We start from the raw sequence: 13,729 nt of genomic DNA on the forward strand, positions 1-13,729 counted from the left end.
ACCATGGATGTGCTCAGGTTTTTGGACTTGGTATTACATTTTCCAAAAAGAGTGGATTGCCTTAAAGGAAACCAGCTCCCATTTGTATTTCGGCAGAGACTTCGACGAAATTTCGTCGAAATAAACCACCGCTAATGTCCTCGAAATTCCTTAGTCGATGATTTCAGCAGTGTCGCCATTACGCGCGCCAGCCGCGTTTGCTTCATCGGTATCGATGTGCATGTCCAATGCAAAGGAGTCGGATACGCGTGCCACTACATTTTCCAAAACGAGGCCGCGTTCGCCGCTCAAGCGCACTTTCAGCATTTGTTTGTCTTGAATGCCCCATTTTTCCGCATCGGAAGTGTGGAAGTGGATATGGCGGGCAGCAACGATGACGCCTTTGTCGATGGTTACTTCGCCGGCAGGGCCTTTGATGGTTATTCCCGGAGTTCCTTCAATGTTTCCGGACTCGCGTACAGGGGCTTTAACGCCGATCGCAAAGGAATCCGTCATGGAGATTTCCAATTGGGTTTCCGGGCGAACAGGCCCGAGGATGCGGACTTTATCGAACTGTCCTTTCGAACCGATTACCGCTACTGTTTCGTTTGCGGCGTATTGGCCTGGTTGGGACAGAGGTTTGAACTCAGTCAGTTGATAACCTTTGCCGAACAAAATGTCGACATGCTCTTGGGAAACGTGAATGTGGCGGGCAGATACGCCCACAGGTACTGTTTTACTCATTTGAAATTTCACTCCTTGTTTATCTCTGGCCTGAGGTCAGGCTCATAACAATCCTTTGGTATTATACCCCTTTTTGGCGTGAAATGAAAACGAACTGTTGAAAATTCATGAAATCCCCTTATTTTACCTGATTGGCAGCAGCTGAAGGCAGCTGTTCATGCAAATAATTTATCGCATTATCCCACATCCAGCCTCGCACCACATGCTCGTCATAATGTTTCAGCAGCACTTCGATCCACTGCGGATATTTCCCCGAATGTTCCAAACCTTGAATGTATGTCGGTATTCCGTCAAAGTCGGACCCCATCATCAAATGCCGCGCTCCGCCCAAGGTGCATATCCGTTCGATATGCGGCAGCAGATCTTCCATGTGTACCTCATCCGCCTGTTTCACGAACCATGGCACAAATGTCAATCCCACCCGCCCATTCCGGGCCACAATGGCCCGAATTTGATCATCCTTCAAATTGCGGACATGGGGACACACCTCGTAGCTGTTCGAATGGGAAGCAATAAACGGACGTTCGCTCAGCTCGGTCAGTTCCCAGAACCCTTTTTCCGTCAAATGCGAAACATCCAGCAGCATGCCGATTTCATTGCATCGCCCTACCAATGCCTTGCCTTTCTCGGTCAAACCCGCTCCTCGCTGCTCCATCACCCCGTCTGCCGCCCAATTGGCATAGTTCCAGGTCAGCCCTACGATTCGTATGCCCATCTCGTAACATAGCTGCAAGTAGAACAGGCTGCCTTCCAGGCCGTCCACACCCTCCAGCGTCAAAAGTCCCCATGGGTTCTCAAGCTTCCTGACGTCAGCCACCTGTTCCCGCCATAACAGCGTTTGGATCCCCCGGCCTTGCCCATCGTTCCCATGAACCCGGTTTCTGTATAATTCGAGCTGACCCATGACGTGCTCAAACTTGCCCCGGCCCAATACTTCCGGCAAATAGATCGCAAACGCCTGCAAGCCGACGCCGCCTTCCTCCATACGCTGCACATTGACATCCAGCTCCGATGCATTTCGGAACGAAAGCTCGGGTTTCAACAACATTTTGCTCAAGGCATCACAATGAAAATCGGCGACACGCCATTCACGCATGAACGCTCCTCCTTTGGCCTGGAAATAAAAAAATGGCATGCAAAAAAACCTGTCTACGACGTAAACAGGCTCCTTGCAGGAATCATGTATTATCTGGGCTCCACTATCAGCTTAATGGCCGTTCGGTCCTCACCGTCAATTACGATATCAGTAAAAGCTGGAATACAAATCAAGTCAACTCCACTTGGTGCTACGAATCCCCGGGCTATCGCTACCGCTTTAATGGCTTGATTCAATGCACCCGCCCCGATGGCCTGCAGTTCAGCATTTCCACGTTCACGAAGAACACCTGCAAGCGCACCGGCAACGGAATTGGGATTGGACTTTGCTGAAACTTTTAATACTTCCATGGTAAGTACCTCCCTGGGATTGTTGAATGTTTGTTTCCACTTACTAGATTTTATTCGCGGGAGGCAAAAAAATTCCTTCTTTTTAGACGAGGCTCGGAGAAAACGGGAACACCCCGCTACTCCATGCGCCACTCATCCTCGTTTAAACGAATTTTCTCGATTCGGGTTGCTTTGCCCGTGCTTTCGTCGATTTCCACAAACACGCCATGGAAGTGCCATTTGCCGTCATCCACCACAAAGCGTACCGGCAATTGGGTATAAAACTTGCGCAATACTGCCTGACGTTCCATGCCCAAGATGCCGTCACGCGGTCCAACCATGCCGGCATCCGTCAAATAAGCCGTTCCTCCCGGCAAAATGCGATCATCATTGCTTTGCACATGGGTGTGCGTTCCCACGACAAGCGAGACACGACCGTCCAAATGCCAGCCCATCGCAATTTTCTCCGAGGTCGCTTCTGCATGCATATCGACCAGAATACACTTGTGCTTCTGGCGAAGCTCGTCGACGATCTCGTCGGCGGTGCGGAACGGGCAATCCAGTGCGGGCAGAAACGTGCGCCCTTGCAGATTCACGATGGCCAATTCTTTGCCCTCGCCTTTGACCACGGTGTACCCTCTGCCTGGAGTGCCTGGAGGAAAGTTGGCAGGACGAATCATACGCGGCTCATCGTCGATGAACTCAAAAATGTCCTTGTTATCCCATGTGTGATTGCCCAGCGTTATGCCATGCACGCCCCAGTTAAAAAATTCGTTCGCAATCGCTCCGGTAATCCCGCGGCCTGCCGCCGCGTTCTCGCCATTGACGATGACGACATGCGGCTTGTACTTGTTTTTAAGGTAAGGCAGATTTTCTTTCAACGCTTTGCGCCCGACGTTTCCTACGATGTCACCGATAAAAAGAACTTTCAATGTATTGCCTCCTTCATTACTTACCATATCTGAATCCGGATTAAACATGTTATGCGCCAAAAGCAACGGTAACGTGCATAAATAAGAAAAGCGGCCACAATCGCGGCCACTTTTCGAAATGATCTATTTTGCGTATTCAACCGCCCGGGTTTCCCGGATCACGGTGACTTTGATGTGTCCCGGATAATCGAGCTCGTTCTCGATCATCTTGGTGATGTCACGTGCGAGGCGGAAAGCTTCCGCATCGTCGATTTTATCAGGCTGCACCATGACGCGAACTTCGCGGCCGGCCTGAATGGCATACGATTTCTCGACGCCTTCGAACGATTCCGAAATTTCTTCCAGCTTCTCCAGTCGTTTGATATACGTTTCCAGTGTTTCGCGGCGTGCGCCTGGTCTTGCTGCGGATAAGGCATCTGCTGCTCCAACCAGCATGGCAATAACCGAAGTTGCCTCGCAATCCCCATGATGGGAAGCGATGCTGTTGATGACAACAGGGTGCTCCTTGTATTTCTTCGCCAGTTCCACGCCGATTTCGACGTGTGATCCTTCCACTTCGTGATCCAGCGCTTTACCGATATCATGCAATAATCCGGCACGTCTTGCCAGCGTAACATCTTCTCCAAGCTCGCCAGCCATCAATCCAGCCAAGTAGGCGACTTCCATTGAATGTTTCAAGACGTTCTGACCATAGCTTGTACGGAATTTCAATCTGCCCAAAATTTTGATCAAATCCGGATGCAGACCGTGTACGCCCACCTCGAACGTAGCTTGCTCACCGTATTCACGGATACGCTCATCCACTTCTTTGCGGGATTTCTCCACCATCTCTTCAATGCGTGCCGGATGAATACGTCCGTCTGCCACCAGTTTCTCCAGGGCTGTACGGGCAATTTCACGGCGAATCGGGTCAAAGCCCGACAGAATGACTGCTTCTGGCGTATCATCGATAATGAGGTCAATCCCGGTAAGGGTTTCTAGTGCACGGATGTTTCGTCCTTCACGTCCGATAATCCGGCCTTTCATCTCTTCATTCGGAAGCGTTACAACAGATACCGTCGTTTCGGCCACGTGATCTGCCGCGCAACGCTGGATGGCCAGGGTAATAATTTCGCGGGATTTTTTGTCCGCCTCTTCCTTCGCCTGCTGTTCAATGTCCTTGATCATCTGAGCCGTCTCATGACGGACTTCCTGCTCTACGTTGGACAGTATGATACTGCGTGCGTCTTCCATGGTGAGGTTGGAGATACGCTCCAGCTCCGTAACCTGGCTTTTGTAAATCATTTCAATTTGCTGCTGTGTCTCATCAATGCGTTTCTCTTTGTTAGCCACTTGCTCTTCTTTACGTTCGAGTGATTCCATCTTTTTATCCAGCGACTCTTCTTTTTGCAACAATCGTCTTTCTTGTCGTTGAATTTCATTTCGACGTTCACGAGTGTCTTTTTCAGCTTCGGCGCGAATGCGATGGATTTCGTCTTTTGCTTCCAGCACCGTCTCTTTTTTCAGCGCCTCTGCCTCTTTTTTCGCATTTTCAACGATTTGTACGGCAGCTTGTTCCGCACTGGAAATTTTGGCCTCTGCAAGAGATTTGCGAATAAAATATCCGACTCCGAACCCAATGAATAGCGCGGCTACAACGAGAACGATCGTGATTATCATACTGTTCACCTCCTCGTTGGTTCCTCCAAGGCATTCCTTGGGTCTTTTTTCTGTTTTCAAACCTCGCATATTTTGGGAATACGAATACTCACGGCGATCCCCCGCCGATTTTCATTTCAAGTGTACATGTTTCCACGTACTATCCGCCTTCTCAAGCGAACCATAGTCAATGAATGGTTGAAAGTCCTGGAAATCGGAAACCGCTTTTTTGGAAGGAAAAAGGGTTACCCAATTCTTACAGACTCATGTCCATTTTAGTATTTGACGAAATAAATTGTCAAGAGAATGCAACTTGGCACATCGTCCTGTTAATCCCATAACCAACTTTCATGCTCTTCGTTGTCCGTCTCGCCATCTTCCTCGATCAGAACATTCACCGCACGACGAACCATATCCATGGGAAATCCGCGGCGAACCAGAAAGGGAAATGTTTTACGTTTTTTTTCGGAAATGTCACCTTTAACCTGCTTCCACTTTTTTCGACCTGCTAGCAGGGCAGTTTCAAACTCATCGTGCGCGCTAACTTCTTGCAAAGCCTCGGCAATGAGATCATTGGATACGCCTTTTTGGCGCAGTTCCTGCCTTATCCACAGTTTTCCCTTCCGCTGGCCTGTCATACGCTGTCTCGTCCATTCCTTTGCAAACCACTGATCATCAACGAGTTTCTCCCGCTCCAGCTGATCCAGCACATCTTCGATCAATGTTACCTCAAACTGTTTTTGTTGAAGCTTCTGGGCCAATTCTCGCCGGGTCCGCTGCTTATGTTCAAGATATCGCAATGACTGCACATAGATGCGCTGGCGCTCGTCCGCCACAACGATTTTTTCCAAATCCCGCTTCACAAACGTATTCCCTTTGGTCATGCGATACTTGATCATAACGTCTTCCAGTACGGTTAACGAGTACGTCCCAAAAGTGATGCGATACCGTGCTTCCCGGCTCTTCAGCCTGTCCACGCGTGTAATTACGAGTTCCTCGTTATCCGGAAAATCGGCGATCCCCTCTGGTTCATGTTCCGCTTCCCACTGTTCTTTCTCTGTGTTGTCCATGCGCTCTCCCTTCTACCTTCCTTCAAAATGCCCTTCCCAGACTCCTTAAAAAGTGCAATTTCAATGCCACTATAATATCAGGCAAAAAACTAACTCCACATGTGAACTTTATGGATATCAATAACATACCATGAACTGCGGTATGCATGCTAACAGCCCCTGTCCAATGATTGGACAGGGGCTGTTAAAACAGTACGATGAATTCAAACGCCTATTTTCACTTCGGTCATCCGCGAGAAAGGAAAAGACTACTCGTTCAGTTCAAACAATTCCTGTTCTTCTTCCTCTTCCTCTTTCAATTGTTCATTGGTCGGAGCCGGAACTACCGTTGTCAAATTGCTTGCTTCACGGATTTTTTGCTCAATAACGTTAGAAATTTCGGTGTGCTCTTTAATGAACTGCTTGGCATTCTCGCGCCCTTGTCCAAGGCGTTCACCTTCGTAAGAATACCATGCACCACTCTTATTCACGATATCAAGCTCTGTAGCGATATCAATGAGACTTCCCTCTCTGGAAATACCTTCGCCGTACATGATATCCACTTCAGCCTGTTTGAATGGAGGGGCCACCTTATTTTTAACAACCTTGATACGCGTACGGTTACCGATGATATCGTTACCTGACTTGATGCTTTCTACGCGACGTACGTCCAGACGTACTGTAGAATAGAATTTCAAGGCCCGTCCGCCTGGGGTCGTTTCAGGGTTGCCGAACATGACGCCTACTTTTTCACGAAGCTGGTTGATAAAGATCGCGATCGTTTTCGATTTGCTGATGGCACCCGAAAGCTTACGAAGCGCCTGGGACATCAAACGGGCTTGCAAACCAACGTGGGAGTCACCCATCTCACCTTCGATTTCAGCTTTTGGTACCAAGGCGGCAACCGAGTCTACAACGATGATGTCAACAGCACCGCTGCGAACCAATGCTTCTGCAATCTCCAACGCCTGTTCACCCGTGTCCGGCTGGGAAAGAAGCAGTTCATCAATGTTTACGCCCAATTTGCTGGCATACAGCGGATCAAGCGCATGCTCTGCGTCGATAAATGCAGCTTGTCCACCCACTTTTTGCACCTCTGCAATGGCATGCAGGGCAACGGTTGTTTTACCGGAAGATTCCGGTCCATATATTTCAACAATACGGCCTTTCGGAAGGCCACCTGTTCCTAATGCAATATCAAGAGCCAAGGATCCGCTGGGGATAATTTCCACTTGCATGTGAGTGGATTCTCCCAATTTCATGATGGAACCTTTACCAAATTGCTTCTCTATTTGACGGAGCGCCATATCAAGCGCGGCACGACGGTCTGACAATATGTTCACACCCTTTACTGTTTATACTATAATGATACCTTGTTTTAACACGTTTGCCAAGCATTTTTTCGAACATACATTCGTTTTTTTTACGATGGACGAGGCGCCTCTCCTCCATGAAGCCTATCAGCAAAACAGAAAAAAGAACCGCAAACGAGGCTGTAAAGCCTGATTGTGCGGTTCTTCCGTCTTTCTCCATTATACCGGTCCACGCTCACAAAGGCAATCACGAACGCCAAAATTAGTCCATATCGACCAATTTGCGCCACAGACGATACAATATCGCTTTGGCGGAACGAATCCGCACCGTCTCACGATTGCCGTTGATCCGCAGTTCATGGATTTCCGTTTCTTTGTCCCGCTGGGCCAGCCCGATGAACACGAGTCCCGGCGGTTTGCGCTCCGAATATCCAGGCCCGGCAACACCGGTCACCGACAGGCCAAAATCGGCGTCCCCGATCATCCGGACCTGCTCTGCCAAAACCTTGGCCACCTCGGGACTCACGGCTCCAGGGGCGTCTTCACCTTCCAAATAATTGTGCGGCACGTTCAAAAGCTTCTCTTTTAACTCATTGGAATAACACACGATGCCACCCTTCAAAATGGACGCGCTCCCCGGAATCGATGTCAGGCTCTGCATGACAAGGCCTCCCGTGCAGCTCTCCGCAGCACTAAGCGTCAGCCCCATGTCCGTCATCATTGTGACAATCGCATGTTCGATAGGCACATCCTCATTAGCGTAGAGATGCTCAGGCAGCCTTTCCCGGATTTGGACCTCCATCGCCTCCAGCTTCACCTTTGCTTCGCCCTCGCTCGGCGCTTTCGTGGATACGCGGACTGTGACTTCGCCCTCGCTTGCGTAAGGGGCAATCGTCGGATCCGTTTGTCCATCAATCAGGTCCAGCAGCCGATCCTCCAGTGCGGACTCGCCAATTCCCGCAAATTTCAGCATGCGGGAATAAATCGGCATTTCGGTCGTCAGAACATGCTGGAACAGCCATGGCTTCACTTGTTGTTCAAACATCGGAATGAGCTCCTTCGGCGGCCCAGGCATGACGATATAATGTTTGCCCTGATCCGAAATGGCGTTTCCGGCAGCAAGGCCCGTCTCATTGGCCAGCGGCGTTCCACCTTCGATGACGATCGCTTGACGGCGGTTATTTTCGGTCATGTCCACATTGCGGTCCAGGAAAAACTTCTCGATTTTGTCCATGGACAAGCGGTCAATATGAAGCTGCCGTCCGAGTACGGCTGCCAGGGCATCCTTGGTCAAGTCATCCTGCGTAGGGCCGATACCTCCCGAGAACAGGATAACGTCGGCACGCCCTTGTGCAATCCGAATGGCCTCGCTGAGCCGGCCCAGATTATCCCCAACGACAGTTTGAAAATAGACATCGATCCCGATCGCAGCAAGCTCGCGGGAAAGGTATCTAGCATTCGTATTTACGATTTGCCCAAGCAAAAGCTCGGTTCCTACTGCTATGATTTCAGCCTTCATTGAACATCCTCCTGTACGTATCGCGAGTGATCAAAGGGCAATAGGATTTGTCCCTATTGCCCTTTGCGATGCATTCTGCCATTCATTACCCTTTTTCACCTGTAAAACGTTATACTTCAGACAACTTCAGCAAATTTTTATTTTTGATGAAATAGTCGATTCCGGACCAGATCGTAATCAATGCCGCTGCCCAGACTGCGATAACGTCCACATGAATTCCCAGGAAGAAGAATGGGAAGTTATTCAGCAGCAGCAGCACGATTGCCGCAATCTGCACGACGGTTTTCAATTTGCCCCACGCGCTGGCCGCTACGACCGAACCGTCCAGCAAAGCGATTTGGCGCAAACCGGTAACCGCAAATTCCCGGCTGATGATCACGACCGCAATCCAGGAATCCAGCTTGCCCATTTCGACCAGAGAAATCAGCACCGCGGTTACCAACAGCTTGTCCGCAAGCGGATCGAGCAATTTGCCAAGATTGGTAACCATATTGTTTTTCCGCGCCAGATATCCGTCAATGCCATCCGTGCTTGCCGCAATGATGAAGATGACCGCAGCAATCAATTGATTATAAGGAAGCGAGAAACTTCCGAGCTGCAACGGCTCCGGATAAAACGGAAAATCCACCAGCAGAAACACCATTAAAAAAGGGATTAAGCAAATACGTGCAAGCGTAATCCGGTTGGGTAAATTCACAAGACGCCCTCCCTCTCATCCTCCAAAACTCCAAACATGAACGCTAATCCCATCCATCATTTTGACTGTGCCGGCAATAAGGTGTATGTAAAAACGCAAAATAAAGCCAACCGTTCAAACGCAGGCACCGTTTTAAACGTATCGGCGACATCCGTAATGTACTGCTTTTCACAAAGTCAGCAAACGATGGTGACTGGGCTTATATGCTTGGTTGCCAGCAATGCACATTTAGTATAATATACGCCCATTGCAGTGTCAAAAAGAAGCCTTGGATCGCTCACGTTGCAACAGCTGTTGCTTATTTGAGGTTGGTATACTGCAAATCCAACGGCAAGCTGGCTCCATTCAACAATTGAATGACAGCCTGCAAATCATTTTTGCTTTTTCCGGTTACCCGCAATTGGTCTCCCTGAATCTGGCTTTTCACTTTCAGTTTGGAATCGCGGATCAGCACATTGATTTTTTTGGCTGCTTCCTGATCGATTCCCTGCTTGAAGCTAAGACGTTGGCGGACCGTACCGGAGGAAGCAGGCTCCACTTTGCCGTAGTCGATGTTCTTGAGCGGAAGGCCTCGCTTCACCATTTTAGATTGAAGCACATCAATGACGGCCTTGAGCTTGACCTCATCGTCGGAAATGATCGTCAACGCGTCCTTGTCCAGCTTGAGGCTGCTTTTGCTGCCTTTGAAGTCATATCGTGTACTGATTTCCTTTTCGGCCTGTGTCACGGCATTGCTCAATTCCTGCAAGTCCATTTTGGACACGATATCAAAAGAATGTTCTGAACTCAAAACCGGTCACCTCTCAAATTAATCTATGTTCTGTGTAACATTATAGTGGATACCGCAAGCAAAAGTCTAATTTTTGAACATTCGATTTTAAAAAGAAAAAGGCATTTTCGGCACCCTCAGCGGAAGGATACTGCCAAAAATGCCTTGATCCTGAATCAACGATTAGTAACGGCTTCGGTTAGGTTGTCTAAACATGTCCAATACGCCTAGAAGGATATGGGCAAGCCCAAAACCCAATATACCATAACCCCATGCGCTGGGCGTCAAGTAATAGCCCAGCAGGCTGACGATGATTCCGAGCCCCGTAACGATCCAGCTGACCGTCATCGCTTTCCACCTGCCTTCACCAAAAGTTAATTGCAAAAGGAGACACCTTAGTGTCTCCTGCAGTCTTTTTGGCTATTCGTTGGCCGCATTGCCGCCGCTATTCGTTTCGGTTGTCGATCCCCCATCCGTCCCCGTGGACGTGGTGGAAGCATTGCCGCTACTCTGACCCAGTTTGAGGCGAATGCGGTTCGTCGCTTTTCCATCCGTTACGACTTGTCCGCCAACTTCGATGGTCGTTGCTGCGGCATAACCGGATTTGATGTACAAACCGGTGTCGTCCAAATTAAACGTAAACGTATCGCCGCTTGCGGTCATCCCGAATTGCAGCTTTTCTCCACTGGAGTTTTGACCCTTGTATACTTCAAGCCAGCTTTCACCCGTAGCCGTAATGCTCACCGTAACCGATTTGCCGGCACTGTCCGCCACCTCGAAATTGGTGATATTCCCCGACTTGCCACTCTGAGTGACAGTTACGCCGGACGTTTCGCCAGCAGGCTCCTCATTCTGATTTTCATTCGTCGTTTGTTCTGGCGTTTGTTCTGGCGTATCCTCGGTGGATTGGCCGGTTCCTTCATCTGTATTCGGCTCAGACGTGGCATTGTCCACTTGTTCCGAACCTCCGCCATTGCCGCCTGCAGCCGCGTCGCCATCATTGCTGCCAGGCTGCTCTGTCGAGGCCTGACCGTTATCGCTAGGCGTGGCATCAGGCTTATCATTCGGCGTATTCTGGCTATCGGTGATCTTGGTTGGATCCACTCCAGGATTCGTGCTGCCATCATCCTTATTCATGACGACGTAAACGTATAGAAGCACGATGATCAAAATCGGAAACGTCCACATCAAAGCAACGGACATCCATCGGTTGCTGCGCTCCGCCGGACGGCTTGAACGCTTCTGGATGACCGGTTCCATCGTGGCTTCCGGTTGTTCCGCAGGCACATCCTTTTTGTGCCCCTCCAGCAGCTCATCAGGATTCAGTCCCACCGTCTCCGCATATGTTTTGATGAAAGCACGAACATAAAAACTGCCGGGAAGAACCTTATAGTCCCCCGCTTCGATTGCCTCCAAATACCTTTTGCGAATTTTCGTCATTTCCTGTACGTCGTCGAGACTCATCCCTTTTTGCAGCCGGGCCTCTCTTAACTGCTGACCCAGTTCAGACATGCCATCTCCTCCTTATGTTTCTCTTGTATGGTTTCCATCTATTCAAATCATTCCGAACAGGCATTACAGCTCGTCGGTATAGCTGGCCGTGAACGTATCATATACGATTTCTTCGCCCGGATTGTTGCGCAGTTCAATGATAATGTCAAAATCATTATAGTCATATTCGGACTCCTGGACAAATATATCCGGATGTTCGATCACCTTGGTGCTAGGCATAGCCATGATTTCCTGCAGCAGGTTGTAGTGCCGCTCGCTGGAACGGATGGTGCTGACAATCCCGTCAATAATGAAAACGTTGTTCGGGTTCATTTCGTCCTCGGAAAGCTGGCTTCGGATCGTTTGGCGCAGCAATGTCGACGATACAAACGTCCACCGTTTCATGGCGCATACACTGCCTGCGATAATGGATTCCGTCTTCCCGACACGCGGCATGCCGCGCAATCCGATAATTTGACTGCCTTCCCTTTTAAATACTTCACCCAAAAAGTCGACGAGCAACCCAAGCTCATCCCTCGTGAAGCGGAACGTTTTGCGATCATCCGAATCGCGGTCGATATAGCGTCCATGGCGGACAGCCAAAATATCCACGAGCTTGGGTGCACGCAGAGCAGATACCGTGATACTGTTGACTTTGGCAAGCATTTCTCCCAGCAGACGGATTTTCTCATCGTCATCGGACTCAAGGAGCATGCCCCTCGTTTTGCCTTCCACGCCGTTGATCGTCAATATATTCACTTCAAGCATCCCCAACATGGAGGCGATATCCCCCAAAAGGCCGGGTCTGTTTTTATGTATTTTATATTCCATGTACCATTGTTTGGATTCCATTTGAACACCCCGTAAAGCAAAATTCCACATTATTCGACACTCCCGAAACGTGCCCATCGCACAACCAACCGGGACATCTTCTAAAAATGGGTCACGTTAATGATATATAAAATGAAAATGAATTACAAGAACAGGTCTGTAATCATTAGAGAAAAGCCCCCTTGCGGGAGCTTTCCGTCCTTAATCCTATGCGTTTTGCTTGGCCAGCTTGACCATCAGGCCCGCAATCGTACGACGTTCGTTCTCGTCGCCGACTTGCCATAACTCCTTCAATGCACGGTTGGAAGCGTTGGCCGGATCTACCTTGTCATCGAGAAAGTCGCCAATCTCGAAAGCAAGCTTGTTGATGGTTTCTTCAGTCATTCCCATCTTTTCTGCCTGCTTGACGCGGTCACCCAAAAACTTCTTCCATGTGTCGAAGTTGCTAACTACCGTTTTGTCTGTTGACATCATAAATCCTCCTTAGCGAAACGCATGAGATTTAAAATCAACAGTTGTAATATGTGATTTGGGAGCCGATTGTATACTGGTGAAATTACCCAGACGCATGTAAATACGCTAATCAAAACGTTATGTCAGCCAGCCTCCATTGGGACTGATGATTTGACCATTGATATAACCCGACTCGGGAAGCGCGAGAAAGTATACCAACGAGGAAATTTCGTCAGGCTGGGCAAGCCTTCCGGCCGGAATTTCCTCCTCCAGCATTTTCAGCTCGTCCTGGTCAAGATGGTTCAGCATAGAAGTCTGCACGGCTCCCGGAGCGACGGCATTCACCGTCACTCCGGACGGAGCCAGCTCTTTGGCCAACGCTTTCGTAAATGCGTTTACACCGCCTTTGGTCGTGGAGTACAGCACCTCACAGGAAGCACCCGACAATCCCCATATGGAAGACACATTGATGATGCGTCCATATTTTTGTGCAATCATGTAAGGCATCAAGGCCTGGGTACACAAGAACGTTCCCTTCAGGTTGATGGCCATCACTTCATCCCATATTTCTTCCGTGACGTCCGACAACAACCCGTAATGCGAAATGCCGGCATTGTTAACGAGAATGTCGGGCATCATGCCGTGGGATTCCAGCTTCTCCTTCATACGCTCGATTTGTTCCCGGCTGCGCAGGTCAGCCGAAACCGTCATGACTTTGCCGCTCCCCTTCTCCATGCATCTTCTCGCGGCTTCATTAGCCGCCTCATGGGATTTCATGTAATGAATGGCCACATTCATTCCCACAGCTGCAAACCGCTCTGCAATGGCGGCACCAATTCCACCGCTTGCTCCCGTGACCAGCACGGTCATTTCTCCGATCGCTTTCAAT

The 13,729-nt window shown here is 49.5% G+C and carries 15 protein-coding genes; all 15 read right to left on the bottom strand.

The genetic code is table 11. The features are described 5' to 3' along the window. Nucleotides 1-150: 150 nt before the first annotated feature. The 15 genes from pduL to ymfI all read right to left on the bottom strand — a co-directional run bounded on the left by pduL (nt 151) and on the right by ymfI (nt 13,710). On the bottom strand, nt 151-723 hold the full coding sequence (pduL, locus tag RSX24_RS01610; RefSeq protein WP_236417171.1) for a phosphate propanoyltransferase: 573 nt from the start codon (nt 721-723) through the stop codon (nt 151-153). Between the two features lie 118 nt (nt 724-841). Then, the gene (locus RSX24_RS01615) at nt 842-1,819 is read right to left on the bottom strand and encodes a dipeptidase (protein ID WP_343259508.1); all 978 of its coding nucleotides are present in this window, start codon (nt 1,817-1,819) and stop codon (nt 842-844) included. 89 nt (nt 1,820-1,908) lie between these two features. Next, complete coding sequence (locus RSX24_RS01620) at nt 1,909-2,169, bottom strand: stage V sporulation protein S (protein WP_019005392.1); 261 nt, start codon at nt 2,167-2,169, stop codon at nt 1,909-1,911. 116 nt (nt 2,170-2,285) lie between these two features. Continuing rightward, nucleotides 2,286-3,080, bottom strand: coding sequence for a TIGR00282 family metallophosphoesterase (locus tag RSX24_RS01625; protein WP_236417168.1), 795 nt, complete (start codon nt 3,078-3,080; stop codon nt 2,286-2,288). A gap of 123 nt (nt 3,081-3,203) precedes the next feature. Then, nucleotides 3,204-4,739 carry a ribonuclease Y gene (gene rny, locus RSX24_RS01630; protein ID WP_236417166.1) on the bottom strand — a complete coding sequence of 512 codons (1,536 nt, stop codon included), beginning with the start codon at nt 4,737-4,739 and terminating at the stop codon, nt 3,204-3,206. A 308-nt stretch (nt 4,740-5,047) separates the two neighbouring features. Beyond that, the gene (locus RSX24_RS01635; RefSeq protein ID WP_236417164.1) at nt 5,048-5,788 is read right to left on the bottom strand and encodes a regulatory protein RecX; all 741 of its coding nucleotides are present in this window, start codon (nt 5,786-5,788) and stop codon (nt 5,048-5,050) included. 248 nt (nt 5,789-6,036) lie between these two features. Then, complete coding sequence (gene recA, locus RSX24_RS01640; RefSeq protein WP_290371461.1) at nt 6,037-7,101, bottom strand: recombinase RecA; 1,065 nt, start codon at nt 7,099-7,101, stop codon at nt 6,037-6,039. Nucleotides 7,102-7,342: 241 nt separating this feature from the next. Further along, nucleotides 7,343-8,599, bottom strand: coding sequence for a competence/damage-inducible protein A (locus RSX24_RS01645; protein WP_343259509.1), 1,257 nt, complete (start codon nt 8,597-8,599; stop codon nt 7,343-7,345). Nucleotides 8,600-8,708: 109 nt separating this feature from the next. After that, nucleotides 8,709-9,296: a CDP-diacylglycerol--glycerol-3-phosphate 3-phosphatidyltransferase gene (pgsA, locus tag RSX24_RS01650; RefSeq protein ID WP_236417160.1), complete on the bottom strand. Its 588-nt coding sequence runs from the start codon at nt 9,294-9,296 to the stop codon at nt 8,709-8,711. A 298-nt stretch (nt 9,297-9,594) separates the two neighbouring features. Next, nucleotides 9,595-10,086, bottom strand: coding sequence for a YajQ family cyclic di-GMP-binding protein (locus RSX24_RS01655; RefSeq protein WP_339277513.1), 492 nt, complete (start codon nt 10,084-10,086; stop codon nt 9,595-9,597). Between the two features lie 162 nt (nt 10,087-10,248). After that, the gene (locus RSX24_RS01660; RefSeq protein ID WP_167666083.1) at nt 10,249-10,413 is read right to left on the bottom strand and encodes a hypothetical protein; all 165 of its coding nucleotides are present in this window, start codon (nt 10,411-10,413) and stop codon (nt 10,249-10,251) included. Nucleotides 10,414-10,485: 72 nt separating this feature from the next. After that, nucleotides 10,486-11,577, bottom strand: a complete 1,092-nt coding sequence (locus RSX24_RS01665) for a RodZ domain-containing protein (protein ID WP_343259510.1) — start codon at nt 11,575-11,577, stop codon at nt 10,486-10,488. A 63-nt stretch (nt 11,578-11,640) separates the two neighbouring features. Next, nucleotides 11,641-12,408 carry a DUF3388 domain-containing protein gene (locus RSX24_RS01670; RefSeq protein ID WP_236417154.1) on the bottom strand — a complete coding sequence of 256 codons (768 nt, stop codon included), beginning with the start codon at nt 12,406-12,408 and terminating at the stop codon, nt 11,641-11,643. 186 nt (nt 12,409-12,594) lie between these two features. Beyond that, nucleotides 12,595-12,858 carry a DUF3243 domain-containing protein gene (locus RSX24_RS01675; protein WP_236417421.1) on the bottom strand — a complete coding sequence of 88 codons (264 nt, stop codon included), beginning with the start codon at nt 12,856-12,858 and terminating at the stop codon, nt 12,595-12,597. 120 nt (nt 12,859-12,978) lie between these two features. After that, entirely contained in the window at nt 12,979-13,710 is a 732-nt protein-coding gene (ymfI, locus tag RSX24_RS01680; RefSeq protein WP_236417419.1) for an elongation factor P 5-aminopentanone reductase, read from the bottom strand. Between the last annotated feature and the right edge of the window lie 19 nt (nt 13,711-13,729).

The sequence above is a fragment of the Paenibacillus hubeiensis genome (genome assembly GCF_032334105.1).
Lineage (GTDB): Bacteria > Bacillota > Bacilli > Paenibacillales > Paenibacillaceae > Paenibacillus > Paenibacillus hubeiensis.

Coding starts and splice junctions, on each gene's coding strand:
- RSX24_RS01635 (WP_236417164.1), bottom strand. CDS start 5,788: ATGGACAACACAGAGAAAGAACAGTGGGAAGCGGAACATGAACCAGAG.
- RSX24_RS01670 (WP_236417154.1), bottom strand. CDS start 12,408: ATGGAATCCAAACAATGGTACATGGAATATAAAATACATAAAAACAGA.
- pduL (WP_236417171.1), bottom strand. CDS start 723: ATGAGTAAAACAGTACCTGTGGGCGTATCTGCCCGCCACATTCACGTT.
- RSX24_RS01615 (WP_343259508.1), bottom strand. CDS start 1,819: ATGCGTGAATGGCGTGTCGCCGATTTTCATTGTGATGCCTTGAGCAAA.
- ymfI (WP_236417419.1), bottom strand. CDS start 13,710: ATGACCGTGCTGGTCACGGGAGCAAGCGGTGGAATTGGTGCCGCCATT.
- rny (WP_236417166.1), bottom strand. CDS start 4,739: ATGATAATCACGATCGTTCTCGTTGTAGCCGCGCTATTCATTGGGTTC.
- RSX24_RS01665 (WP_343259510.1), bottom strand. CDS start 11,577: ATGTCTGAACTGGGTCAGCAGTTAAGAGAGGCCCGGCTGCAAAAAGGG.
- RSX24_RS01620 (WP_019005392.1), bottom strand. CDS start 2,169: ATGGAAGTATTAAAAGTTTCAGCAAAGTCCAATCCCAATTCCGTTGCC.
- RSX24_RS01675 (WP_236417421.1), bottom strand. CDS start 12,858: ATGTCAACAGACAAAACGGTAGTTAGCAACTTCGACACATGGAAGAAG.
- RSX24_RS01660 (WP_167666083.1), bottom strand. CDS start 10,413: ATGACGGTCAGCTGGATCGTTACGGGGCTCGGAATCATCGTCAGCCTG.
- RSX24_RS01645 (WP_343259509.1), bottom strand. CDS start 8,599: ATGAAGGCTGAAATCATAGCAGTAGGAACCGAGCTTTTGCTTGGGCAA.